The following is a 25561-nucleotide window of genomic DNA, read 5'->3' on the forward strand; positions in this document are numbered from 1 at the left end:
ATATAATAATGCTATTATATATAAGGATATTTGAATGACTGAAGGGAGTTTCTGATGTCGAATCGTTATGTAATAATTCTTGCTGCCGGTAAAGGTACAAGAATGAAGTCGAGACTATACAAAGTATTGCATCCTGTTGCTGGTAGAGCGATGGTTGATCATGTTTTAACACAAGTTGAAAAGATTAAACCTGACTTGATCGACACTGTTATTGGAAATGGTTCTGATAAAGTTAGAGATCTACTTGGTGATAGAACTAATTATGCTTTGCAAGAGGAACAATTGGGAACAGCAAATGCTGTAATGCAAGCTGAAAAGGATCTAGGCAATAAAGAAGGTATAACGCTTATTGTTAATGGTGATACACCATTATTCACTGCTGATACCTTTGAAAAACTATTAGATTATCATGAAAAAGAAGAAGCAGCCGTTACAATTTTGACAGCGCACGCTGATAATCCATTTGGTTACGGTCGTATTGTCCGTGATAATGGTGGCAACGTTGAAAAAATAGTTGAACAAAAAGATGCTTCAAGAAGTGAACAAGAAATACAAGAAATTAATACTGGTGTATTGTGCTTTGACAATAAATTGTTGTTTGAAAACTTGCATAAAGTTAATAATGACAATGCTCAAGGCGAATATTATTTACCTGACGTAATTTCATTGCTTAAGGAACAAGGCAAGAAAGTTTCAGCTTTTGAAATGGCTGACTTGAGCGAATCATTAGGTGTTAATGATCGTGTTGCTTTGTCACAAGCTGAAAAGATTATGCAAAGAAGAATCAACGAAGCACATATGCGCGATGGCGTTACAATCGTTGATCCTGATAATACATATATCGACATTGATGTTGAAATTGGTAACGATACAGTTATCGAACCAAACGTAAAAATCTTTGGTAAAACAACTATTGGCTCTGAATGTGTTATTGGTTCTGGTTCAAGAATTTCTGATTCTGAGATTCAAGATAATGTTGAAGTTATTAGTTCAACAATCGAAAGTGCCATTATGCATAAGGGTAGCAATGTTGGACCTAACTCACATCTAAGACCAAAGGCTGAAATTGGCCGTGATGTCCATATTGGTAATTTCTGTGAAGTTAAAAATGCTAAAATTGGTGACAGAACTAAGGTTGGTCATTTGACTTATGTCGGTGATGCAACTCTTGGAACTGATATCAATGTTGGCTGTGGAGTAGTCTTTGTTAACTATGATGGTGTTAAAAAGTGGCACAGTAATATTGGTGACCATTCATTTATTGGTAGCAATTCAAATATTATTGCCCCAGTAGAAATGGCTGATCATTCATTTATTGCTGCTGGTTCAACAATTACTAACGACATTCCTAAACATGCAATGGCTATTGCACGTGAAAGACAAACTAATAAAGAAGATTTCTGGGAAAGATTACCACTATCAAAAAGTGAAGATTGGAAATAAGGGTGAATAAATTAATGTCATGTCAAAATAATGAACAACCAATGAAGATTTTTGCATTGAACTCTAATAAACCTTTAGCAGAAAAAATTGCTAAGGTTGTAGGAGTACCACTTGGAAAGTCATCAGTTACACGTTTCAGTGATGGTGAAATCCAAATTAATATTGAAGAAAGTATTCGTGGATCAGAAGTCTTCTTGATTCAATCAACTTCAGCACCAGTTAACGATAATTTGATGGAATTATTGATCATGGTTGATGCTTTAAGACGTGCTTCAGCTAGTGTTATCAATGTTGTAATTCCTTATTATGGTTATGCTAGACAAGATCGTAAGTCACGTTCACGTGAACCTATTACTGCTAAATTAGTTGCTAATATGTTGGAACGTGCTGGTGTAGATCGTGTACTTGCACTTGACCTTCATGCTGCACAAATCCAAGGTTTCTTCGATATTCCAGTTGACCATTTGATGGGTGCTCCATTGTTAGCTGATTACTTCCTAACAAACCATCTAGAAGAAGGCGCTGTTGTTGTTTCACCTGATCATGGTGGTGTAACTCGTGCCAGAAAGCTAGCTGAATTCTTGAAGACACCAATTGCTATTATCGATAAACGTAGACCTCGTGCTAATGTTGCCGAAGTTATGAATATTATTGGTAATGTTAAAGGCAAACGTGCCATCATTATTGATGATATGATCGATACTGCTGGTACAATTTCTCTAGCATCTCAAGCACTTATTGATGCCGGTGCTACTGAAGTTTACGCATGTTGTACACATCCAATCCTTTCAGGCCCAGCTATCGAAAGAATTGAAGCATCACCAATTAAGACTTTAGTTGTTACAGACTCAATCAATCTTCCTAAAGAAAAAATTATCGACAAGATGGTTCAAGTTTCAGTTGGACCACTTATCGGTGAAGCAATCCAACGTGTCCATGAAAATGAACCTGTCAGTCCATTGTTCAACACGCGTTTCAAGAATAAAAAATAGGCTTCAAATAAAAAAGAGTCACTTCTTAGAAAGTGGCTCTTTTTTTCGTGGGTTATTATTATTAACTCTGTTAATCACGTGATAATATGAGCAATAGAAAAAGGTCATTGAAACCTTTTGAGGTGATAGGATGAAACAATATAAAGTTATCGTTTGGGGCCTTGGAAATGTTGGCAGAGCAGCCATCAGAATGATTCAAGAAAAACAATCATTAAAATTAGTTGCTGCCGTTGATGTTGACCCTAAGAAAATTGGCCGTGATTCAGGTGAAATATTTAATTTCCCTAAAACAGGTGTTACTGTAACTGATAATATTGAAGATGCATTGAAATTAGATGCAGATGTAGTTTTGGATTATACACCGTTAGTTCGTGATGAAAAAGGTGGTTTTACTCCTAGTGCACTCGATATTTGTCGAGTATTGAAATCTAAAAAGAATGTTGTTACGACGTTACCAATCTATTATTCACAAGTAACAACACCAGATTTGTACAAGATGATCAATGATACTGCTAAAGAAAATGGCGTTTCGTATTTGCCAACTGGATTATTACCAGGCGCCTATGCATCATACATTCCAACAGTTTTGGCAGGCTTAATGGGACATGTTGATAAAATAACTGTTCAATCAGGTGAAGATGATCAGCACAACTATTCAAGTTGGGTCAAAGTCTTTGGTTATGGCATGGATCCAGACAAATTCCCACAAGATAAACTCAAACTAGGAATTGCTTCATACTACATCTCAGGAGTTTATGAAATGGGTGAGCGTCTAGGAATTAAGTTTGACGATGTAAAAGTTGATCATGAGTGGTACACAGCTCCACAAGATTTGCATCCAACTTTTGGAACGGTTAAGAAGGGTACCATTTATGGACACAAATTTACAATGAGCGGCATGGTCAATGGTGAAGCTAAAGTCAGTTTGATTTATGTACACAAAATTTGTGATGACATTGTTAAAACACCTGCTATTGATAACGAAATTCATATTGAAGGTATGCCAAAATCATTGGATATCAGTATCAACGGAATGATGCCACTAGATGAAAGCTATGTAACCAGTGCAGCACCAAGTGTCAACGTAATTCCAATGGTAGTTGATGGGCCAAGTGGATTCTTACAAGCTCTAGATTTGAAAGTTGTTACACCACTACATTAAAATTTTGAAACAAAAAATCCGTATTAACTGTTGTAGGGATAGTCCCAATGCAGTTAGTACGGATTATTTTTTAGTATCGATTGTTATTGTTGTTATTTCTTTGTTGATATCTCAATAGGTCACGAATTTGTTGCAAGTATTCAGTTTGTGGATCAGGGATTTCATCACCATTTTTATCAAACTTACTACGTGAACCGTCACGACGCATTCTATTCATCATTTTAACAATTATGAAAACAACGAACATAATGATTAAGAAATTGATTACAGCATTGATGAAGTCACCGATTAGGAAATTTGCACCTAAAACTTGGAACTTCATATCTGATAAATCAATTTGCCCAATAATGAGACCGATTAGCGGATTTAAAATGTAGGTAGTTAGCGCTGATACCAAACTGTTGAAAGCAGCACCAACGATAACACCGACGGCCAAGTCAACAACACTACCACGGGAAATAAACTCTTGGAATTCCTTAAACATTTTCGCCAAATCTCCTTCATTGATTTTACCTTTTTCAAAGTACAAGACTCACTCTACTATATTTTTGAAAAAATAAAAGAGGTGACATAAATATTTAGTGAAATTTTAATTGAGATTATTATTTTACTGGGGAAATATGCCGCCCTCCACAAAAGTTGAAAATGCTGGTGGAACGCTGTGGGCATGACTTGAAGCTAATTATTTTACACTTTATGTAAAATAATTAGCTTCAAGATCAGCCTCATTGTAAGTGGCAAAACCACTAACAATGATTTCACAGCTGACCGCATTTTCAACTTTTGTTCCGGACTAGTGAGCAATTCTATTTATTATTTCTTTTCTAAATTTTTAAAATAAAAATAACAGTATCCACTTAGAATAGACGTATGTAGTTACGTTTCTAAATGGATACTGCTTTAAATTTTCGAATTATTTGGATAAGCAATAAAAGATATTATCCGATTGGTAGTGGGAACTCTGTTGGTTCCAGTATTTTTAATTTTTGTGGAAGACGGAATCCTACGCTAACCATAATAAGAATAACTCAGTTTATTTGTTAATATACTGTGCATACTTTTTCTTAATATCCCTTAAATCGGTTAAGGCCAACTTGGTATCAACTTCATCAGTCATTGCTTGTTTGGTATTATCGTCCCAATCGTAATATTTAGCCATGCATTCGATGACTGGTGTCTTGATAGAACGCATATGTTTTATATCAAAAAGCATTTGGCTACTTCTACGCAATAGGTAATCGATGGGGTGTTCTACCATTTCGTGTTCTAAACCATAATTTAACATTGCCCAATCAATTCTAGGTAGGCGAGCTTTTGTTTTGGTTTCTGGTAACAATTGATAAATAGCATCGACATTGGAACCATAACGTTGAACCAACTTTTCAGCTTCATCTCGTGTTAGATTGTAGTTAGTGATGCCTTCATGAACAGCTTTATCGAAAAAGTCCATCCAGTGTTCTTCACCACCAACATCGCCTCCACCAAGTGTTAGGTTCTTGGTTTGTGCTGGTTGAAAATCGTAATTAGTTTCGACTGATAGTTGTTGAGCTACTCGATCAACGATTTTTTCAGCCATTTTACGATAACCAGTCAATTTACCACCGGCAATTGATAATAAATCACTGTCAGATTGGAAAATTTCATCTTTACGTGATATTTCGGAAGGGGATTTGCCTTCTTCTTGAATTAATGGTCTGACACCGGACCAACCACTTTCGATGTCATCTGGTGTTAGGTATTGAGGTAGGTCGAACATTTGATTAGCGGCGGCCAAAATGTAAGTTACATCGGTGGCTGTGATATTTGGTTCTTTAGGATCTTCAGTCCAAGTGGTATCGGTTGTTCCAATATAAGTTTTACCCTCACGAGGAATGGCGAACATCATACGATTGTCATGGAATGGAGTGTCAAAATAGATTGAATTAGAAATTGGAAATTTGTTGTGATCAATAACTAAGTGAACTCCCTTAGTTAAATGGAGATGTTTTCCTTTGTTAGAATCGTCCATTTGTCTAATCTCATCAACCCAAGGACCACAAGCATTAACAACTTTTTTAGCATGAATCTCACCAATTTCACCATTGATTTGATCTTCATAGGTCACACCGCAAACACGTTTGTCGTCATTGTAAAGCAGGCCGGTAACTTTAACGTAGTTAGCAATTTTAGCACCTAGGTCATTGGCCTTTTTTAAAACTTCCAAAGTTAGACGTGCATCATCAGTTCGGTACTCAACATAAACACCAGCACCCTTGAGATTCTCTGATTTCAAATATGGTTCACGTTCCATGGTGTCACGTGGTTTCAACATATATTTACGTTCAGAATATTTTACTTCGGCCAATCGATCGTAAACATCTAAACCGATAGCGGTCGTGAATGGACCAAAAGTTCCACCATCGTAGAAAGGCAACATCATTTTCAATGGGGTAGTGATTTGAGGAGCATTGTTATAAACAATAGCACGTTCACTGCCGACTTCGTGAACCTCTTTGATAGCTGCTTGTTTCAAATATCTTAAACCACCGTGAACTAATTTGGTGGAACGGCTTGAAGTTCCGGAAGCAAAGTCACGCATTTCAACTAAACCGGTTTGAATATGCCGGCTTTGAGCGTCCAAAGCAATACCGCTACCAGTGATACCACCACCAATAACAAGTAGGTCTAGTTCATTAGCTTGCATATCTTGTAGATTCTTGGTTCTTGTATTATTTGAAAATTCTTTCATGTTGTCCTCCAATCGATAGATGCTGATTATTGAATTCAAAATAATCATAATCTCACTGAATAAGAATTGCACGAGTGAAATAGAGATTTAATACATTTATTTTAATTAAAATTTCAAAAATATGAAAGCGCTATGAGTTAAATAATCGTATCGTTGTAAATATGCTTTTGAAATTCATCATATTCGTTACTGAAGATATCATCGGAATGTTCCATCAACATTGATTTAGGGAAGTAGAAACGTTCATCTCCAGAAATTTTACCGGTCAAAGCTTTAACTAAACGACTGATAGTGGATAGTTCAATTAGTGAACCATCATTTTGCATGATCTCAATCTGAGTTCGACTCTTGTTGGAATTAGGGTTGTAAACATCATAAGGTAAATCGTAACTAGTGTTAGTATCGGTGTAGTACTTTTTTTGGAAACCGACACTTTCAACGATATCAGCAATTTCTGGCAATAAGTGTTTAGTCTTTTTATCGTACTTGGCTGATTTAAATGGTTTACGTGCAAGGAAGCGGTAAGACAAATCTTTGAGAATTTCGTCAGGATAACTTTGCCAAAGAGTAAAGTAGGTATTGAGAATGCCATCGTCTAAAAGTAAATAGTCATCAATATTAACTTTGTTTTCAAAGAAAGGAATCAGGAGACTAGGCATTTCAAAACCATTCATGTGGTTATGTTCGTATAAATCTTTAGCTCTTTGTAGCAGTTTAGTTAAAACTACTTCCATACCACGAGAAACGGGGTGGAAATAAACTTGTTGATACATTTGAAAACGGCTCAAAACATAATCTTCAACAGCATGCATCCCATCGTAATCAAAGGCGATTCCATCTTTATAAGGACGCATAACTCGCAAGATTCTAGTTAAATCGAACATCCCATATTTAGTACCTGTGAAATAGGCGTCACGAAGTAGGTAATCCATACGGTCAGCGTCAATCTGACTAGAAATCATTTGAACAACTTGAGGATTAGGATAAGTATGAGAAATTACACTAGCGACTTTTTCAGGAAAATCATCAGAAACTTGTTTTAAAACCTGATTAATCTCAGTTTCTGGTGACGTGATGATCTTTCTAGTCCACATTTCATGATCGGTATTGAAGATGTGTTCAAAGGTGTGTGAATATGGTCCGTGTCCAACATCATGCAAAAGGGCAGCACATAGAGCAACGATTCGCTCGTTGTCATCCCAGAGTCCATCTCCAGGAGTTTTGGTGGAATAATTTCTTTGAAAATTATCGCAGATTTGACGGGTTATTTCATAAACACCGATACAGTGGCCAAAACGAGAATGTTCTGCACCGTGGAAAGTGAATGAGGCTGTACCAAGTTGTTTAACTCGACGAAGTCTTTGAAATTCCTTAGTATTGATTAGATCTAAAATTACTTTGTGTTGTACGTGAATATAATTGTGAATTGGATCGCGGAAAACTTTTTCACGTGGTAACATTTCGATATGGTATGACATTATTTTTCCCCCAGTATTTGTTGATTACGTTTGATTAAATCTTTTAAAGTTGCATTGTAGGCTTTCTGATATGGTAGAGAATTCTGAATAATGAAGAATTCCTCTTTACTAATAGTATATATTTTAGCTATGGTAGCTAAAATCTTTTGCTTGGCTTGTTCAATTGAGAGATCGTATCCCAACAAAGTATCAAGGTTTTCCATCGAATGAATATCTATTTGCGGATAACCATTTTTTAGAGGATAATTACTAATTTCATAAAAATCTTTCATCAATTGACTGCGATTTTTTTGTTGCCCGTTGACGCTAATATAGGCCATAATAGCAACAGCATTTCCGGCTCTTCGTTGAGAGATACCAGCAAATTTTTTTTGATCAATGCTGAGGTCGTATGTTCCTGGACAATAAGAGGCACTGATCTCGCCAGTTTTTATTTTGGAAGAAAAACTTTCTTTGAGGACAGTGAACATTTTTTCATAAGCATCATCAATCAATAGATTATCCTTGTCTGGCAAGAAGATAGAGAAGTTAAGAATGCCAGCATCGGTGACGACACCTAATCCACCGGAATTACGAAGGTAGAAAAGATATTCTTTTTCTGATAACATTTCAAGACCGGCTGACAAGTTATTGAGACGTTTGTCTTGCATACCTAAAATAACTGTTGGTGGCGTAACCCAAAAATGAATTACGGGTTGATTGTTTTCGGAAACAAATTTTAAAATAGCCCCAGTATCTGAAAAAGGAACAAGCAGATCTTTGCTAGAGCTTATTTTTTGGTCGTATAATATAATAGTATTGTTCACTTAATCACTTCTTTTAATTAATTAATATAATTTTATCATGTAGAGGCGGTAAGGATTGGAAAATAATAGTATTGATGTAAATGTGAATTTGAGTATTGAGACTTTACAGTCAGGCAATTTAACGAAAACGAAGATTGCTGAACCAGGTAAGTTCACTCAAATGGGTAAATCAATTTATCTAAGGTTCAATGAAAGTCTAGAAAATGGTGCGAATGCATCCATCTTAGTAAAAGTTGGCGGTGACGGTGAAATTCATATCAAACGTGTTGCCAAATCGACTAATTTGTCTTCACTTTTATATTTTACACATCAGAAGCATAATAATGGACAATTGGAAACAGAATATGGTGTTCTACCACTAGATACATTTACCAAAGACTCAAAAGTCGAAATCGTAAGTAAACCACTTTCAGGAAAAATAAACATTGATTATGATTTGATTTACGACAATAATGTAATAGGTAATTATAAGTTTAGATTGATTTTTGGCGTATAGGTAGATATGATTATAAGTAAGACGCTGCGAAAGGACGTGTACACGTTTGAAGTTTGATAAATTCAAGGATCAAAATAAAGACGAACTCTCATTGATTGAGGTTGCATACGAGATTCTTAACGAGAATAACAAGAAAGTCATGAACTTTTCTGATATCGTTAATGAAATACAAGACTACTTAGGCAAGTCGGATGAGGACATCAAGAGATCACTTCCACAATTTTACACAGATTTAAATAATGATGGTAGTTTTCTTTCATTGGGTGAGAATGTATGGGGCTTACGTAAGTGGTATCCATATGATTCAGTTGATGAAGAAGTAAATCATCCTGAGGATAATGGTACAGAAAATGCTCATAAAGCTGCTCAAAAGGTTAATGCCTTCTTGAGTGACGATGATGAAGATGATGATGTTGTCGACTATGACGATGACAGTGATTTGGATGTTAATGAGATGGACGATGATGACGATAGCGATGGTTCAGATAATGGCCCTGACTTATCTAAATTTACTAACTCAGATTTAACATCAGTTGATGATGACGACGATGATCCCCATGATGAAGGATTAGACGACGGTATCGAAGGTCAATTATCTGAATTTGACGCGGACGATGATGACGATGAAGACATCGATCTTAACGACGAAGATGATGATGACGATGACGACGACGACGATGATGACGAAAATTAAGTTGAACTTTTTGAATTAAAAGTTTGACGACTCGAACATATCACGGTATTATATAGTTCGGGCTCTATTAGATAGACAACTTTAAGTTCCCTGTTCATGCTGAATGGGGAACTTTTTTATTTTTGTGAGTTAAGAAATCCCTAGAATTAATATGTGGAGGAAGTTATGACTAAATACATTTTTATTACAGGTGGAGTCGTTTCATCATTAGGTAAGGGAATCGTTGCCGCATCCCTTGGTAGATTGCTAAAAAATCGCGGACTTAAGGTAACAATGCAAAAATTTGATCCATACATTAATGTGGACCCAGGAACAATGAGCCCATATCAACACGGTGAAGTTTTTGTTACAAACGATGGTACAGAAACTGACCTTGATCTTGGACATTATGAGAGATTTATCGATAACGATTTGAACAAGTATTCAAACGTTACTACAGGTAAGATCTATTCAGAAGTTATTCGTCGCGAACGTCGTGGTGATTATAACGGTGCAACTGTTCAAGTTATTCCACATATTACAGATATGATCAAACAAAAAATTATGCGTGCTGCAACTACAACAGATTCAGACGTTATTATTACTGAAGTTGGTGGTACTGTTGGTGATATTGAATCACAACCATACCTAGAAGCATTGCGTCAAATGAAGGCCGAAGTTGGCTCAGAGAATGTTGTTTATATTCATACATCACTAGTACCTTACTTGAAGGCAGCTGGCGAAATGAAGACAAAGCCAACACAACACAGTGTTAAAGAATTACGTGGTATCGGTATTCAACCTAATATCTTGGTTGTTAGAACTGAACTTCCAATGCCACAAAGCATGAAAGACAAGATTGCATCATTCTGTGATGTTGATTCTGAAGCCGTTATCGAATCACGTGATGCTAAGTCATTGTACGATGTTCCATTGAACTTACAAGCTCAAAACTTTGATGACATTGTATGTCGTTACTTGCACTTAGATACAAAACCAGCTGACATGACAGACTGGCATAAATTGGTTGACCGTGTTAACAACTTGAAGCATAAGACAAAGATCACTCTAGTTGGTAAATATACAAAATTACAAGATGCTTACATTTCTGTTACTGAAGCACTTCGTTCTGCTGGATATGTTTATAATACAGAGATAGAGATCGAAAAGATTTCAGCTGACCTTATCAATGATGACAATGTAGCCGATTATCTTAAAGATTCTGATGGTATTCTAGTACCAGGTGGTTTTGGTAGTCGTGGCCTTGAAGGTATGATTGCTGCTATTAAGTATGCTCGTGAAAATGATGTGCCATATCTTGGACTATGTTTAGGTATGCAAATGGCAAGTATTGAATTTGCTAGAGATGTTGCTGGTATCAAGGATGCTACAACTGGTGAAGTTGATCCAGATGCAGCACACAAGATCATCGATATCATGGCAGACAAGAAAGATGTTGAAGACCGTGGTGGTACATTACGTTTAGGTGCTTACCCATGTAAGTTAAAACCAGGTTCAAAGACAGCTGCTGCCTATGATAATCAATCAGTTATCCAAGAAAGACATCGTCACAGATATGAATTTAACAATGAATATCGTAAACAATTTGAAGATCTTGGACTAGTATTCTCAGGTGTTTCACCAGACAACCACTTGGTTGAAGTTATCGAAATTCCTGAAAACAAGTTCTTCATTGCTGCTCAATACCATCCAGAATTCTTGTCAAGACCTACTAAGCCAGAAGGCCTATTCAAAGGCTTTATCGGTGCAGCTTCAGGCCTTGAAGAAGACAACATGTAGTCTTCTCTTGAAGTAGTCAAATATAGTTAGGAAAAAGCTTATGCAAAAACTTGTAATCAACGGTGGAAAGAAATTATCAGGTGAAGTAACAATTGGCGGGGCTAAGAATAGTACTGTAGCCTTGATTCCAGCTGCTATTTTGTCTAATACACCTGTAGTGTTAGATTCAGTACCACAAATTAGAGATGTAAAAAACTTGCGTTCAATTTTAAAAGATATGAACGTTACTTCTGAAATGAATAATGATGTATTAAAAATTGATCCAACTAATATCCAATTTGCTGAATTGCCTAGTGGAAAAGTTAGTAGTTTGCGAGCTTCATATTACTTTATGGGAGCAATGCTAGGCCGTTTTGGTAAGGCTGTTGTTGGTTTCCCAGGTGGGGATGATATTGGACCACGTCCAATTGATCAACATATTAAAGGATTTGAAGCACTAGGTGCACACGTTGAGAACAGACACGGGCAAATCATTATTACAGCTCCTGAAGAAGGTCTTAAAGGAGCAAAGATCTTTTTAGATATGGTTTCAGTTGGTGCAACAATTAATGTGATTCTTGCTGCTGTTAAAGCTAAAGGAACAACTATAATTGAAAATGCTGCTAAGGAACCCGAGATCATTGATCTAGCAACGTTCTTGAACAATATGGGAGCAACTATTCGTGGCGTAGGTACCGAAACAATTCGTATTGAAGGTGTCGATACATTACGTTCGAATAATGCTCATACTATTATTCCAGATCGTATTGAAGCAGGGACTTATCTTAGTTTAGCTGCAGCAAATGGTGGCGATATTTTGGTAAAGAATATCATCAGTGAACATTTGGATGCCTTTTTAGCTAAATTAGATGAAATGGGTGTGAACCTTGAAGTTGGTGAAGATAGTATTTACGTGAAACCATCTCCCAATCTAAAGGCTGTTAACATCAAGACAATGCCATATCCTGGCTTTGCCACAGATTTGCAACAACCAATTACACCATTACTGATGAAAGCTAGTGGTGAAGCAATGATTGTTGACACCATCTATCCCAAACGAGTAAAACATATTTCTCAATTGACTAAGATGGGTGCCAATATCACAAGTGAAAATGATTTGATTTTTGTTCACGGTGGGGCTCAATTGAAGGGCGCTAATGTTAGTGCTGATGAAATTAGAGCTGGTGCTTGCTTGATGATTGCTGGTTTATTGGCCGATGGTCAAACAGTGATTGATCATGCTGAAAATATTCTACGTGGTTATGATCAAGTTGTTTGGAAATTACATTGTTTAAATGCCGATGTTAAGCTGATTGGTGAAGATGATTTAGTTTAGTCTTGACTTTAAAGATTTAAATTGGTAAATTAAGTGATAGTTTAATACAAGAGAGGAAGTGCGCCGTTGAGAAAATAAGCTAGAGTTCAAAATTATACAAGTATAGAAATATATGGTGTGTAGTTTGGCTCGGCTTAAATTCTCAACAGTGCTTCCCAAAAGTAAATTAGGGAACGCTGTTTAGCGTTCTCTTTTTTTGTCGAAAAAAATGAACAAACCAAGTCGATCTGACCCGCACCTTAAGTGGGGTGTTGTTTTATGGGAACAATTCAAATAGAAAATGTCAGTTTTAAATATGATCAAATGGTGGATAACTTATTCAGTGCTTTAAATTTAAAGATTGATGAGAGTTGGAAGCTAGGTTTAATCGGCCGTAATGGTCGTGGAAAAACGACTTTGATGAAGATGTTGTTAGGACAGTTACAGTATCAAGGACAAATCGTTTCCAATTTAAATTTTTATTATTATCCACAGACGGTTGTTGATAAAGACGTGCCAACCGTTGAAGTAGTTAAGAATTTAGCGCATTTAGAAGATTACGATCTTTGGAAAATTGAAATTGAATTAGAAAAGTTGCAAGTTGATGCGGATGTTTTGCAACAAGAATTTTCAACCTTGAGTCCAGGTGAACGGACTAAAGTATTATTGGCAATCTTGTTTATTGATGAATCGGGATTCCAATTAATTGATGAGCCAACCAATCATCTAGACATTGAGGGTAGAAAGATTGTTTCAGATTATCTTAAGAGTAAGAAGGGCTTTATTGTGATTAGTCATGATAAGAGCTTCTTAAATCCAGTAATTGATCATGTCATTTCGATTGATCGTAGTGATGTGGTGGTGTACAAAGGAAATTTCGATACTTGGCAAGAACAAAAAGAACGTCAAGATCAGTCAGAGTTAGCCGAAAAGGAGCAGTTGAAGAAAGATATTAATCGACTTCATGAAACAGCGGTTAAACGTGAGAATTGGTCCAGACAAACTGAATCGCATAAGAACAGAAAGCATTACACTGAAAAAGTGCATTTGGATAAGGGATTCATTGGTACTAAGGCTGCCAAGATGATGAAAAAAGCTAAAACAGCTGAACATCGGGTCAACTCGGCTATCGATGAGAAGAAGACTTTGTTGAAAAATATCGAGATAGAAGCCCCTATCGAACTAAATTACGAAAAATTATCGCATCCTGACGTATTCGTACAGGTAGAAAATTTAACATTACAACATAAAAATATTGTGACGCCAACAGTTGATTTTAAAGTGAAACGAGATCAAGTGGTGTCCTTAATTGGACCTAATGGAATTGGCAAAACAACTATCTTTAAACAAATTCTAGGTTTATCACAGCCTTTTGAACAAACTGGGCGAATTCATGTTTCAAATAATTTAAAAATTTCGTATCTGCGTCAAGACAATGAATTGCAAGGTACTATCAGACAATTGGCGGAACAAAAACAAATTGAACCAGAATTGATTTTTTCTAATTTACGTAAGTTAGGATTTGAGCGCGCTCTCTTTGAACAACCGATTGAACAAATGAGTCAGGGACAACGTAGAAAAGTCGCACTAGCAGTTAGTTTGTCAGAAGAGGCCAATCTCTATTTCTGGGACGAGCCCTTGAATTATTTAGATGTAATTACTCGTCAACAAATTATCGAGGCAATAAAAAAACAACACCCAACGATGTTGTTAATCGATCATGATCAGGACCTAATTGATTCAGTTTCTAGTAAAAGAATTGAACTACATAAATAATCATGTGGGAACGAAAGGGAGTTTTAAAGTTGAGAAAAAAATTTTTTAATTCATCATATAAATTTATGTAGTCCAAGTAATCCTTTGACTACATCGGAGGTATTTTTCTTATGGGAACAATACAAATAAAAGATGCTAGTTTTAGATATGATCAAATGGCAACAGATCTTTTCAGCAAAATCAATTTGAAAATAGACGAGTCCTGGAAATTGGGACTGATAGGACGTAATGGCCGTGGTAAGACAACATTATTAAAGATGATAATGGGACAATTAAATTTTTCAGGGGAAATAATTTCTAATCTGAACTTTTATTATTATCCACAGACGGTTGTTGATAAAAATGTGCCAACCGTTGAAGTAGTTAAGAATTTAGCACATTTAGAAGATTACGATCTTTGGAAAATTGAAATTGAATTAGAAAAGTTGCAAGTTGATGCGGATGTTTTGCAACGAAAATTTTCTAATTTAAGTCCTGGTGAACAAACTAAAGTGTTGTTGGCTATTCTATTTCTCGATGAATCAGGTTTTCAATTGCTTGATGAACCGACGAATCATTTAGATATTGAAGGTCGAAAAACAGTAGCTAATTACTTAAAAGGTAAAAAGGGATTTATAGTTATAAGTCATGATAAAAGTTTTTTAAATCCAGTGATTAATCACGTAATATCAATTGATCGAAACGAAATTTCGGTTTATAAGGGAAATTTTGATACTTGGCAACAGCAAAAGAATTATCAGGATGAACGAGAATTATCTCAAAAGAGACAGTTGCAAAAAGATATTAATCGTTTAAAAGTCACGGCTAATGAACGAAAAAATTGGGCATTGGAATCGGAAGTTAATCCTGATAGTACTGCTAGAAAGATGATGAAGAAGGCCCAACACGTTCTGAAACGAATTGATAAATCGGTAAGTGAGAAGCAGTCTTTATTGAAGAATATTGAAATTGAAGATCCATTAAAATTTAATTATCAAGAATTAAAGTATCCTAAGGTCCCTCTACGGGTAGTTGATTTATCCTTGAAAAGGGATAAAATAATGATTCCTAAAGTTGATTTTAAAATAGAAGTGAATCAAGTTATTTCACTAATGGGACCCAATGGAATTGGAAAAAGTTCAATCGTCAAAAGTATTTTAGGATTGTCTCATTTTTTTGAACAGAGTGGAGATATCCAATTGGCTAAAAGGTTAAAAATTTCTTATCTGCGTCAAGACAATGAATTGCAAGGTACTATCAGACAATTGGCGGAACAAAAACAAATCGAGCCTGAATTAATTTTTTCCAATTTACGTAAGTTAGGCTTTGAACGCTATCTCTTTGAACAACCGATTGAACAAATGAGTCAGGGACAACGTCGAAAAGTCGCATTGGCAGTTAGTTTGTCAGAAGAGGCTAATCTTTATTTCTGGGACGAGCCTTTGAATTACTTGGATGTGATTACTCGTCAACAAATTATTGAAGCAATAAAAAAACAACATCCAACGATGTTGTTAATCGATCACGATCAAGATCTAATTGATGCGGTTTCTAGTGCCAAGGTTTACTTACATTATTAGAATGGTATTGAATAATTGTGTAACTCATGATATTATTAGACACTGTTAGTAATTTAATCTATATTTCTGTAAAAGATTTATGGCAAAGGAGCGACATAGAATGAAACAAGGAATTCACCCAGATTACCATCAAGTTGTATTTATGGATTCATCAACAGGTAAGAAGTTCTTAGCTGGTTCAACTGTTGAATCAAAAGAAACAACTGATTTCGAAGGTAACGAATATCCATTAATTCGTGTTGAAATCTCATCAGATTCACATCCTTTCTACACTGGTAAACAAAAGTTTGCTCAAGCAGATGGACGTATCGACCGTTTCAACAAGAAATATGGCTTGTCAAACAAGTAAAAAAAGTCATCCGAATGGATGGCTTATTTTTTTTGCAAAGCTTTATATTTTGACTTTGCTTTTCTTTGATTTCAAGTGTGTATAAACCCAAATGAAGTTGATTAAGGCTAAACCGCTAGTACTGATAAAGACAGCAGAATAACTTAAGGCACTGGTGATATAAGAACCTAAGAGTGGTCCACAGACATTACCAACTGATTGGAATGACTGATTATATCCGAAGATTCTACCAGTGTACTTTGGATCAGTATATTTGGCCAGAATTGTCTGAACCTGAGGAACTAAGCAGGCATCGGAAACACCAACTAAGAATCTCAAAGCAGCCAACTGCCAAACGTTAGTGACAAAGGCTTGTGGAATGTAAACTAAGATGGCAAAAATTAATCCACCAACTAAAATTTTCCCCGTCCCAATTTTGTCACCTAGAGCACCAAATCTAGGCGCAGCAATAATATTAGCAATACCTGGCATCGCCGCAACGACTCCAGCTACCAACGTGACCTGACTAGAATTGTGCATTAATTGTTTAACGTACAAACTAATGATCGGGTTAATTGAGTTGTTAGAGGTCTGAATAATCATGGTTGTGACAAACATTGCCAAAATGAGATTAGGATTTTTCAACTTGTGGAAAATTTCCTTCGTTGATTCCTCTTCACCTTTGGGAATAGGTTTGAAATCTTCTTTGATGAAGATAGTAACCAAGATGAAAGCAATGAAAAGTAGAGAACCGGTTATCATAAAGGGAATTCGATAACCAAAATATTGTGCAATTACACCGCCGACCAGTGGCCCTAATAAAGTACCGGAGATAACACCGGTATTTAAAGTACCCAAGGCTTTTCCACTTTCAGATCTAGGAGCTGTTGAAGCAATTAATGTGTTGGAATTGCTAACGAATCCAGAAAAGACACCTTGAAGGAGTCTTAGAACAACTAATTGCCAGGGTGCAGTTACGAAGGCCTGTAGGAAAATAACAATCGCCATGCCAAGTGAAGCTCGAATTAGCATTAATTTTCGACCACGACGGTCAGCAATCTTACCCCAAATAGGAGAAATAATTGCCATGACTAAAAAGGTCGATGAAAAGGCAATACCATTCCAGATCACAAGTTGACTTTTTGTGAAATTACCTAACTGGTTAATGTATAATGGCATAAAAGGTGTAATCATACTAAAGCCAATACCTGATACAAAAGTACTAAACCATAAAACTATTAGATTCTTTTTCCAATAATTATTCGGTTCAGGAGTATCACTTGTACTAGATGTCATATACATCAAATCCTTTCTAAGTATCTTAGTATACTCTTTTTTTGTTTATATCTTATTATAAAATTATTTTTTCAAATTAAGGAAGTTTTTCTATGAAGATGAAGTTAAGGGAAGTTTACTCTGCATTAAAAATTGAAAGTGACAACGTTGAAGACGTTGAAATAACAGGGGTTTGTTTTGACAGTCGTAAAGCTAAAACTGGTGATTTGTTTTTTCCATTGCAGGGGGAACGTGATGGACATGAGTTTATTAATAGTGCAATTAAGAATGGCATCAGTGCTACTATTTGGCAAAGTGATCACGAAATTCCTAACGACGAAGTACCTTACGTTGTTGTAAAAAATGTTTCAGAAGCTTTTGAGAATTTAGCTAAATATTATTTGAAGAAAGTCAATCCTAAAGTTGTTGCTGTGACTGGTAGTAACGGTAAGACAACGACTAAAGATATGATTGCTAAGATTTTAAGCACAAGCAATAATGTTGCTAAAACTCCACAAAACTTCAATAATGAAATTGGTGTGCCATACACAATTTTGAATATGCCAACTAATACTGAAGTTTTAGTTGTCGAAATGGGAATGGATCGTCCTGGTCAAATCGACCATTTGAGCGATATTGCTAACCCTGATATTTCCGTTATTACAATGATTGGTGAAGCGCACATTGAATTTTTTGGCACTAGAGATAAAATTGCTGATGCAAAAATGGAAATCGTCGATCACCTTAATGAAGATGGAACCTTCGTTTATAACGGGGACGAACCACTGCTATTAGAGCGCGCTGAAAAGGTAAGTCAAAGACAAGCAACTTTTGGTAATCATGACAGTAATGATTTGTATGCGACAGAAATTAATCCTGGTAAAACAACAACTAGTTTTAAGACTAACTTGTGGCCTGAAATAGATTTTGAAATACCAATGATGGGTGAGTACAATGTCAATAATGCTTTAGCCGCAATGCTAGTAGGTAAAATGTCCCATATTAAACCAGAAGCTATGCAACAAGCATTGAAGGATTTATTTGTAACAGCCAACCGTACTGAATGGATGAAAGCTGAAAATGGCGCTGATATTTTGAGTGATGTTTATAACTCTAATCCAACTGCAGCCATCGAAGTACTTAACAGTTTGAAAGATATTAAGACTACAGGTCGTAAATTGATTGTCTTAGGCGATATGCTAGAGTTAGGTCAAGCATCGGAAACACTTCACGAGTCTTTAGCAAGTCATATTAACAAAGAAGATTTTGCCAAAGTTTATCTTGTTGGCGATTATATGAAGTATTTACGCAACAAACTTAGTGCTAAATATGATACAAACGATCTTTTCTGGTTTGAAAAGAGTCAGTTAGAAGAATTAACTACAAAATTAAAAGAAGAATTACAGCCCAATGACACGATTTTATTAAAGGGTAGCCATGGAATTCATTTAGAAAACGTTTTACATGAACTAATTTAGTCTTGTCAATTGTGATTGTTTATAAAACATGGTAAAGTAGATAGATTGTTATTTTATCGTGTTTTAAAAAATGGAGGACATTTGTGAAATTTAAAGAATTAGATTTAGATCCCAGATTACTGAGCGCTATTAATGAAGCCGGTTTCGAAGAAACAACACCCATCCAAGCTCAAACTATTCCACTAGTTATGAGTGGGGCCGACGTAATTGGCCAAGCTCAAACTGGTACAGGAAAGACGGCAGCCTTTGGTTTACCAATTTTAAATGCCGTTGATACTCAATCAAGTAACATTCAAGCATTGATTATCTCTCCAACTAGAGAATTAGCTATTCAAACACAAGAAGAACTTTACCGCTTAGGTAGTGACAAGAAGGTTAAGGTTCAAAGTGTTTATGGTGGATCAGATATTAGAAGACAGATCCGTGCCTTGAAGAATCACCCTCAGATCGTGGTTGGTACTCCCGGAAGAATGCTTGACCACATCAACCGTCATACCTTGAAACTTGGCAACGTTAATACCGTTGTTCTTGATGAAGCTGATGAAATGTTAGATATGGGATTCGTTGAAGATATTGAAAGTATCCTTTCAAACGTTCCAAACAAACATCAAACATTGTTATTCTCAGCTACAATGCCAAAACCTATCATGAAAATTGCTGATAAGTTTATGACAGAACCTCAAATCGTTAAGATCAAGTCAAAAGAATTGACTGCTGATAAGATTGATCAATACTTTGTTAAAGCCAAAGAATTTGAAAAATTTGATTTGATGACTCGTTTATTCGATGTTCAAGCACCAGAATTAGCTTTGATTTTTGGTCGTACAAAGCGTCGTGTTGATGAACTTACACGTGGCTTACAAGCTCGTGGTTACAATGCTGAAGGTATTCATGGTGACTTGTCACAAGATAAGAGAACTAGCGTTTTACGTAAGTTTAAAGCTGGTAAGTTGGACTTCCTAGTTGCAACTGATGTTGCTGCTCGTGGATTGGATATTTCAGGTGTATCACATGTTTATAACTATGATATTCCTCAAGATCCTGATAGTTATGTTCACCGTATTGGCCGTACAGGTCGTGCCGGACATTCTGGTGTTTCTGTAACATTCGTTACACCAAATGAAATGGGCTACCTACGTACAATTGAAAACTTAACTAAGAAGCGTATGGAACCACTTGCTCAACCTACTGATAAAGAAGTTCTTAAAGGACAATTGGAATCAGTTAAGCAAGATATTAAAGATACTTTGGAACATGACAAACACTTGGATCGTTTCGATTCAGCTGTTCAAGAATTGTTAGCAGATTATTCTGCCGAAGATATCGCTCGTATTTTCTTAAGCGAATCAATCAAGGATGCTGAAAGTGTTCCTGTTAAGATTGCTCCTGAAAGACCACTTCCTTCACGTAAGGTAAGTCACAGTCGCTCAGGTCACGGTCGTCGTGGTAAGTTCAACGGACATCGTGGTGGTGGAGATCACCGTGGTGGCAGTGGTAATGGCAGACGTCGTAATAGTGATCGTCGTGATGGACATCATGATGACAAGGGTGGCAAGCGCCGCGAACATGACAACAAACGTAATGGTCGTAGCAAAAAGTCATTCAAAATCAGAACAAATCTATAATCAATGAATATGAATTATAATTATTGAAAATATAATTATAATAATGAGGTCAGGGTAAATTATTTTACTTTGGCTTTTTTTTTACAGTAAAATAGACCTGCCGAGATGGTTGAAACTCGATAAACTTGAAAAGTTGCCTAAAAATGCTATGATTTAAGCTTAAATCAAACAAATTTTAATTTAATTGCTGATTGAAACTGCAAAAAATTGAAAACTATGCTTTACTTCAATTGAAAACTTTTCAATTTATTAATTAAAAAAATGGATTGCGAGAAAAAATATGATCAAAGGATTAGGTATAGATATTGCAGAAATTGACCGTGTACGAAAGATTTATGGTCGTCACCCTCGATTTTTAGAGAAAATTTTGAATGAAGATGAGGTTGAAGTCTTTAATAACCTAAATACTGAGAAGGCTAAGATGACATACTTAACAGGAAGGTTTTCTGTAAAAGAAGCCTTTACGAAAGCTATGGGTACTGGCCTTCGCGGAATAGGATTTCATGATTTGAGCGTTTTGAATCATGAATCAGGTCAACCTTATATTAAAACTGAAATTTTCAAAGGTAATATTCATGTATCAATATCAGATACAGATGAACTAGTAATAACTGAGGTTATTCTAGAGGAGGAGAAGTAAAATGTTACCATCAATTCATCGTCCAGCCTATGTTGAAGTAGACTTATCAAAGTTAAAGAGAAATTTACAAAATGAACTAGAGGCTGTTCCTGAAGGAACAAAGGTTTTTGCTGTTGTAAAAGCTAACGCTTACGGTCATGGTTTAGTTAAAGTCGCTCAGTCTGAAATTGAATTTGGAGCATCTGGACTTTGTGTGGCTTCATTAGATGAAGGTCTAGAGATTCGAAATAGTGGCGTTACAGCACCTATTTTAGTTTTGGGTATAGTTCCCGTAGAATATGCTAAAGTGGCCGCACGTGCCGATATTTCGTTAACAGTCGGTAGTTTAGATTGGCTGAAGGTAGCTGTGGAATTAAGAGTTACTAATTTGAAAGTTCATATTGCTGTCGATAGTGGTATGGGTCGAATTGGTTTCCAAGATAAGGATAGTTTGATTGAAGCATGTAACTATTTAAATGAGCACAAAGAAGCATTTATCCCAGAAGGATTATTTACACACTTTGCAACTGCTGATAGTCCTGATGAAAGTTATTTTGAAAAACAGGTTAAGAATTTCAAAGAAATGTCTAGTGATTTACCAACTAAATTCACTTATGTTCATTGTGCTAATTCCGCTACAGCTTTGTGGCACAAAGATTTGGCTGTCAATATGGTGAGATATGGTTTGGCCTTGTATGGCTTGAATCCATCAGGAACTGATATTACGAAATTACCATATGAACTAGAACCTGCCTTAAGTTTGTATTCAGAACTCACATTTGTTAAAAAGATCAAAGCTGGACAGAGCGTTGGGTATGGAGCTACATACACTAGTAAAGAAGACGAGTGGATCGGGACAATTCCTATCGGCTATGCAGATGGTTGGTTGAGAAGAATGCAGGGCTGCGATGTTTTGATCAACGGAGAACGTTGTCAGAGTGTTGGTCGTGTTTGCATGGATCAGTTCATGGTTCGCTTGCCTAAGGAATTACCAGTTGGTACAAAGGTTACTTTGATTGGTAAAGATGGCAATGAAGAGATTACAGCAACGGATGCATCAAAGTATGCTGGAACAATCAGTTATGAAATTCTTTGCTGCTTGAGTGAAAGATTACCTCGAGTTTATAAATATTAAAATAATAAAAATTCAAGTAGAATACAATTTCTACTTGAATTTTTTTGTTAGTGCTTTATTCTTTAATATTAAATAACGAGGGGGAAATCATCATCACAAAAACATTATTGTTACTAGCAGACGGATTCGAATCTTATGAGGCCAGTGTCTTTACCGATGTATTAGGTTGGAACTTATTTGAAGGTGATAAGACGACTGAACTAGTATCTGTGGGGATGCATCCACAATTGAAGTGTACATGGGGATACTCCAATATACCTGATTGTCAATTGTCAGAAATCAATTTAGCGGATTACGATGCTTTAGCTATACCAGGAGGATTTGAGGAGGCAGGTTTCTATCAAGATGCTTTCAGTACAGAGTTTGGTGATGTGATTCGTGAGTTCGATTCTCAGAATAAACCAATTGCTTCAATTTGTGTTGCGGCCTTGGCACTCGGTAATAGTGGCATTTTGAAGGGCAGAAAAGCAACAACCTATTCTTATCCTGAAAATCCTCGTCAAGATCAATTAGCTCAAATGGGAGTTTCAGTAGTACGTGACCAACCATTAGTTGTGGATAATAATATTGTGACTTCATCTTCACCTGCAACGGCTTTAGATGTGGCTTTTTGGTTATTAGAGAGATTAACCAACGCAAACAATGTTGAAAAGGTTAAAGGATTAATGGGATTCCATAAAAATTAAACGCAAATAATTGTTACATAAATGAAAATAGTAGTATTCTCTGGTTGAGATTTTAGAAAAAGGGAAAGAAGTGTCAACCGTGATTAATGAAGAATGGTATAAATTCATGCAAAATGGTGAGTATAAGAGGTATCAAATTCTTGTTGATCGTAACAAACCTTATGTTGACAGGTTTCAACGAGACTTGATGGAGGAATATCAATTACAGTATTTCAAAAGTCACCCTGTTGATGAAGAATTGAATCGCTATCGTGTTGAACCAGCGTTTAAAATCAAAAGACTATAAAAAATCCGCTCAAGTTGACGTAGTTCAACTAGAACGGATTTTTAGGTTTTGTTTTTAGAAAAGGTTTTGTTTTAGAAATATTTTTTAGATAAGGACTATAGTGTATTCTTATCTAGAATTTTACCAGATTTCAAATCATCGATTTCTGAAACTACGAAACTCTTCTTTTCAAGACGTTTGATAATTTCCTTTAAAGTATCGATGTCAGTACCTGATGGTAAAGTAAATAGAGTTCTTCGTACAACTTCGTTTGATTTGGCATCCAAAGTCATACAAGCAGCTACAGAAACGTATTTAGCAAAGATTTTTGACATCTTTTCTAGGTCGCCACGGTCGCCGGAAGAACTAACAGTCAAAACGTAACTACTAATATCGAGGTTCCAAGCATCTGATAACATGCTGAGAAGTCTTGCATGAGTTAAGATTCCATAAAATAAATTATTTTCATCTAGAACAGCAATGTAAGGCAAATCCTTAATATTAAAGAATACTTTGAAGAAAGGTGAGTCTACGCTGATTGTTTTAGTAGCATTCTTCATAAGTGTAGTTACAGGTAAGCTCATATCGCCGCCACGTGATTTGTGACGGTAGATGTGCATCTTGTAAATGTTACCCCTAAATATTTGTCCACTTTCATCCAAAATTGGCACACAACGAAAACCTGAGTCTTCTAGGACTTTTAATGCTTCCTCTAGTGTGACAGTTTCTTTAACTGTCGTAAGCTTGTCCTTTTTTAGTACAAGTGACTTAACTAACATATATATTCACATCCAATCTATCTATAATTGAATTAATAATACAGTAATTCAGAATAAAAAAAAAGCTGAAACAAATTTTCATTTGTTTCAGTCTTTTTTATACATGCATTAAGGATTATTGACGACCCTTGATACCTGTAGCTTCGAAGCCATCTTTAAGGATCTTTTCAAGTTCCTTAGCTGATTTCTTCATTTGTGCTGATTCTTCATCATTCAATGGAACTTCGATAATTTGTTTTAGACCCTTACGGTTAACAATAGCAGGTGAACCGATATAGATGTCTGAAACGCCATATTGACCACTCATCATGTTTGATAATGGAAGAACAGTGTTTTCGTCGCTTAGCAAAGCCTTGCAGATTCTTGCAAGAGCAGTACCGATACCGTAGAATGTAGCACCCTTAGTATTGATAATGTCGTAAGCTGCGTTAACAGTCTTCTTGTAGATCTTGTCAAGTGTGTCTTTAGTAATTTCTGGGTGGCTTTCCATCCATTCGGCCATTGTAACGCCACCGATTGTTAGATGTGACCATGCAGCGAATTCTGAATCACCGTGTTCACCCATGATGTAACCATGAACTGAACGAGGGTCAAGATCTAATTCTTCACCAACGAATTTTTGTAATCTAGCAGTATCAAGTGATGTACCTGAACCAATTACACGTTCCTTAGGGAAGCCTGAAAGTTTCCAAGTAGCGTATGTCAAGATATCAACTGGGTTAGCAGCAACTACGAAGATACCATTGAATCCTGATTCAACGATAGGATCAACGATTGTCTTCAAGATGTTCAAGTTCTTGTTAACAAGGTCAAGTCTTGTTTCACCTGGTTTTTGTGGAGCGCCGGCTGTGATAACAACGATATCAGCATCCTTAGCATCTGAATATTCACCAGCGTGAATATTCTTTGGGAATGAGAATGGAATTGCATCAGCAAGGTCCATTGCGTCACCCTTAATCTTGTCTTTAGCGATATCACAGATAACTAGTTCTTGAGCAATACCTTGAAGTGTCATAGCATAGGCGAATGTTGAACCTACAGCACCGTCACCAACTAGAAGTACTTTTTGGTGGTTCTTTTCGTTTGTTGGAGTTGTCATTATAAAATATCATCCCTTCGAAAATAATATGTTCCTGACCCATTATACAAATAATTAAGGTAAAT

The 25561-nt window shown here is 36.1% G+C and carries 23 protein-coding genes; 16 read left to right on the forward strand and 7 right to left on the reverse strand.

All coding sequences use genetic code 11. The features are described 5' to 3' along the window. The first annotated feature begins 54 nt into the window (after positions 1–54). From glmU to ATN92_RS17330, 3 genes are all read left to right on the forward strand, one after another. Complete coding sequence (gene glmU, locus ATN92_RS17320; RefSeq protein ID WP_056954371.1) at positions 55–1443, forward strand: bifunctional UDP-N-acetylglucosamine diphosphorylase/glucosamine-1-phosphate N-acetyltransferase GlmU; 1389 nt, start codon at positions 55–57, stop codon at positions 1441–1443. 14 nt (positions 1444–1457) lie between these two features. After that, positions 1458–2435, forward strand: a complete 978-nt coding sequence (locus ATN92_RS17325; RefSeq protein ID WP_056954373.1) for a ribose-phosphate diphosphokinase — start codon at positions 1458–1460, stop codon at positions 2433–2435. A 130-nt stretch (positions 2436–2565) separates the two neighbouring features. Beyond that, positions 2566–3597 carry a hypothetical protein gene (locus ATN92_RS17330; RefSeq protein WP_056954375.1) on the forward strand — a complete coding sequence of 344 codons (1032 nt, stop codon included), beginning with the start codon at positions 2566–2568 and terminating at the stop codon, positions 3595–3597. Positions 3598–3667: 70 nt separating this feature from the next. Here ATN92_RS17330 and mscL read toward each other — a convergent pair whose 3' ends face one another. From mscL to ATN92_RS17350, 4 genes are all read right to left on the reverse strand, one after another. Continuing rightward, entirely contained in the window at positions 3668–4081 is a 414-nt protein-coding gene (gene mscL / locus ATN92_RS17335; protein ID WP_056954377.1) for a large conductance mechanosensitive channel protein MscL, read from the reverse strand. 549 nt (positions 4082–4630) lie between these two features. Further along, entirely contained in the window at positions 4631–6325 is a 1695-nt protein-coding gene (locus tag ATN92_RS17340; protein ID WP_056954379.1) for a glycerol-3-phosphate dehydrogenase/oxidase, read from the reverse strand. Positions 6326–6462: 137 nt separating this feature from the next. Then, complete coding sequence (locus ATN92_RS17345) at positions 6463–7803, reverse strand: HD domain-containing protein (RefSeq protein ID WP_056954381.1); 1341 nt, start codon at positions 7801–7803, stop codon at positions 6463–6465. Continuing rightward, positions 7803–8609, reverse strand: coding sequence for a lipoate--protein ligase family protein (locus tag ATN92_RS17350; protein ID WP_056954382.1), 807 nt, complete (start codon positions 8607–8609; stop codon positions 7803–7805). Before ATN92_RS17350 ends, ATN92_RS17345 begins: the two co-directional genes overlap by 1 nt. Positions 8610–8664: 55 nt before the next feature. Here ATN92_RS17350 and ATN92_RS17355 point away from each other — a divergent pair, with 55 nt between their 5' ends. The 7 genes from ATN92_RS17355 to ATN92_RS17385 all read left to right on the forward strand — a co-directional run bounded on the left by ATN92_RS17355 (position 8665) and on the right by ATN92_RS17385 (position 16556). Then, complete coding sequence (locus ATN92_RS17355) at positions 8665–9105, forward strand: YwiB family protein (protein ID WP_056954384.1); 441 nt, start codon at positions 8665–8667, stop codon at positions 9103–9105. 46 nt (positions 9106–9151) lie between these two features. Then, on the forward strand, positions 9152–9799 hold the full coding sequence (rpoE, locus tag ATN92_RS17360; RefSeq protein ID WP_056954385.1) for a DNA-directed RNA polymerase subunit delta: 648 nt from the start codon (positions 9152–9154) through the stop codon (positions 9797–9799). A 165-nt stretch (positions 9800–9964) separates the two neighbouring features. Then, positions 9965–11578 carry a CTP synthase gene (gene pyrG, locus ATN92_RS17365; RefSeq protein ID WP_056954386.1) on the forward strand — a complete coding sequence of 538 codons (1614 nt, stop codon included), beginning with the start codon at positions 9965–9967 and terminating at the stop codon, positions 11576–11578. Positions 11579–11618: 40 nt separating this feature from the next. After that, the gene (gene murA, locus ATN92_RS17370; RefSeq protein WP_054642421.1) at positions 11619–12893 is read left to right on the forward strand and encodes a UDP-N-acetylglucosamine 1-carboxyvinyltransferase; all 1275 of its coding nucleotides are present in this window, start codon (positions 11619–11621) and stop codon (positions 12891–12893) included. 258 nt (positions 12894–13151) lie between these two features. Beyond that, positions 13152–14648 carry a ribosomal protection-like ABC-F family protein gene (abc-f, locus tag ATN92_RS17375; protein WP_056954388.1) on the forward strand — a complete coding sequence of 499 codons (1497 nt, stop codon included), beginning with the start codon at positions 13152–13154 and terminating at the stop codon, positions 14646–14648. A 110-nt stretch (positions 14649–14758) separates the two neighbouring features. Beyond that, positions 14759–16207, forward strand: coding sequence for a ribosomal protection-like ABC-F family protein (gene abc-f / locus ATN92_RS17380; RefSeq protein WP_087721261.1), 1449 nt, complete (start codon positions 14759–14761; stop codon positions 16205–16207). Between the two features lie 100 nt (positions 16208–16307). Beyond that, positions 16308–16556, forward strand: a complete 249-nt coding sequence (locus ATN92_RS17385; protein WP_056954389.1) for a type B 50S ribosomal protein L31 — start codon at positions 16308–16310, stop codon at positions 16554–16556. A 42-nt stretch (positions 16557–16598) separates the two neighbouring features. Here the strand turns inward: ATN92_RS17385 and ATN92_RS17390 are convergent, their stop codons facing one another. Then, the gene (locus tag ATN92_RS17390; protein WP_056954679.1) at positions 16599–17831 is read right to left on the reverse strand and encodes a multidrug efflux MFS transporter; all 1233 of its coding nucleotides are present in this window, start codon (positions 17829–17831) and stop codon (positions 16599–16601) included. Positions 17832–17923: 92 nt separating this feature from the next. On the opposite strand from ATN92_RS17390, the gene ATN92_RS17395 reads away from it, so the two are divergent. The 6 genes from ATN92_RS17395 (at position 17924) to ATN92_RS17420 (ending at position 23639) form a co-directional block, all read left to right on the forward strand. After that, positions 17924–19288, forward strand: coding sequence for a UDP-N-acetylmuramoyl-tripeptide--D-alanyl-D-alanine ligase (locus ATN92_RS17395; protein WP_056954390.1), 1365 nt, complete (start codon positions 17924–17926; stop codon positions 19286–19288). Between the two features lie 83 nt (positions 19289–19371). Beyond that, positions 19372–20913, forward strand: a complete 1542-nt coding sequence (cshA, locus tag ATN92_RS17400; protein WP_056954391.1) for a degradosome RNA helicase CshA — start codon at positions 19372–19374, stop codon at positions 20911–20913. A gap of 280 nt (positions 20914–21193) precedes the next feature. Beyond that, positions 21194–21553 carry a holo-ACP synthase gene (acpS, locus tag ATN92_RS17405; RefSeq protein ID WP_056954392.1) on the forward strand — a complete coding sequence of 120 codons (360 nt, stop codon included), beginning with the start codon at positions 21194–21196 and terminating at the stop codon, positions 21551–21553. Between the two features lies 1 nt (position 21554). Beyond that, on the forward strand, positions 21555–22667 hold the full coding sequence (gene alr / locus ATN92_RS17410) for an alanine racemase (protein ID WP_056954393.1): 1113 nt from the start codon (positions 21555–21557) through the stop codon (positions 22665–22667). A gap of 107 nt (positions 22668–22774) precedes the next feature. Then, positions 22775–23353 (forward strand): DJ-1/PfpI family protein, encoded by a 579-nt coding sequence (locus ATN92_RS17415; RefSeq protein WP_234032620.1) that lies wholly within the window; start codon positions 22775–22777, stop codon positions 23351–23353. 70 nt (positions 23354–23423) lie between these two features. Further along, positions 23424–23639: a hypothetical protein gene (locus ATN92_RS17420; RefSeq protein ID WP_087721262.1), complete on the forward strand. Its 216-nt coding sequence runs from the start codon at positions 23424–23426 to the stop codon at positions 23637–23639. A 95-nt stretch (positions 23640–23734) separates the two neighbouring features. Here the strand turns inward: ATN92_RS17420 and cbpA are convergent, their stop codons facing one another. Next, a complete protein-coding gene (cbpA, locus tag ATN92_RS17425; RefSeq protein WP_025084391.1) occupies positions 23735–24397 on the reverse strand; it encodes a cyclic di-AMP binding protein CbpA in 663 nt (220 codons plus the stop codon). A 115-nt stretch (positions 24398–24512) separates the two neighbouring features. Further along, a complete protein-coding gene (locus tag ATN92_RS17430) occupies positions 24513–25496 on the reverse strand; it encodes an L-lactate dehydrogenase (protein WP_054642429.1) in 984 nt (327 codons plus the stop codon). Between the last annotated feature and the right edge of the window lie 65 nt (positions 25497–25561).

It is taken from the genome of Companilactobacillus bobalius (assembly GCF_009764355.1).

Excerpts from the sequence above, each read along its gene's own strand:
- glmU (WP_056954371.1), top strand. The coding sequence starts at position 55 with ATGTCGAATCGTTATGTAATAATTCTTGCTGCCGGTAAAGGTACAAGA.
- ATN92_RS17325 (WP_056954373.1), top strand. The coding sequence starts at position 1,458 with ATGTCATGTCAAAATAATGAACAACCAATGAAGATTTTTGCATTGAAC.
- ATN92_RS17330 (WP_056954375.1), top strand. The coding sequence starts at position 2,566 with ATGAAACAATATAAAGTTATCGTTTGGGGCCTTGGAAATGTTGGCAGA.
- mscL (WP_056954377.1), bottom strand. The coding sequence starts at position 4,081 with ATGTTTAAGGAATTCCAAGAGTTTATTTCCCGTGGTAGTGTTGTTGAC.
- ATN92_RS17340 (WP_056954379.1), bottom strand. The coding sequence starts at position 6,325 with ATGAAAGAATTTTCAAATAATACAAGAACCAAGAATCTACAAGATATG.
- ATN92_RS17345 (WP_056954381.1), bottom strand. The coding sequence starts at position 7,803 with ATGTCATACCATATCGAAATGTTACCACGTGAAAAAGTTTTCCGCGAT.
- pyrG (WP_056954386.1), top strand. The coding sequence starts at position 9,965 with ATGACTAAATACATTTTTATTACAGGTGGAGTCGTTTCATCATTAGGT.
- murA (WP_054642421.1), top strand. The coding sequence starts at position 11,619 with ATGCAAAAACTTGTAATCAACGGTGGAAAGAAATTATCAGGTGAAGTA.
- abc-f (WP_056954388.1), top strand. The coding sequence starts at position 13,152 with ATGGGAACAATTCAAATAGAAAATGTCAGTTTTAAATATGATCAAATG.
- abc-f (WP_087721261.1), top strand. The coding sequence starts at position 14,759 with ATGGGAACAATACAAATAAAAGATGCTAGTTTTAGATATGATCAAATG.
- ATN92_RS17385 (WP_056954389.1), top strand. The coding sequence starts at position 16,308 with ATGAAACAAGGAATTCACCCAGATTACCATCAAGTTGTATTTATGGAT.
- ATN92_RS17390 (WP_056954679.1), bottom strand. The coding sequence starts at position 17,831 with ATGACATCTAGTACAAGTGATACTCCTGAACCGAATAATTATTGGAAA.
- ATN92_RS17395 (WP_056954390.1), top strand. The coding sequence starts at position 17,924 with ATGAAGATGAAGTTAAGGGAAGTTTACTCTGCATTAAAAATTGAAAGT.
- acpS (WP_056954392.1), top strand. The coding sequence starts at position 21,194 with ATGATCAAAGGATTAGGTATAGATATTGCAGAAATTGACCGTGTACGA.
- alr (WP_056954393.1), top strand. The coding sequence starts at position 21,555 with ATGTTACCATCAATTCATCGTCCAGCCTATGTTGAAGTAGACTTATCA.
- cbpA (WP_025084391.1), bottom strand. The coding sequence starts at position 24,397 with ATGTTAGTTAAGTCACTTGTACTAAAAAAGGACAAGCTTACGACAGTT.
- ATN92_RS17430 (WP_054642429.1), bottom strand. The coding sequence starts at position 25,496 with ATGACAACTCCAACAAACGAAAAGAACCACCAAAAAGTACTTCTAGTT.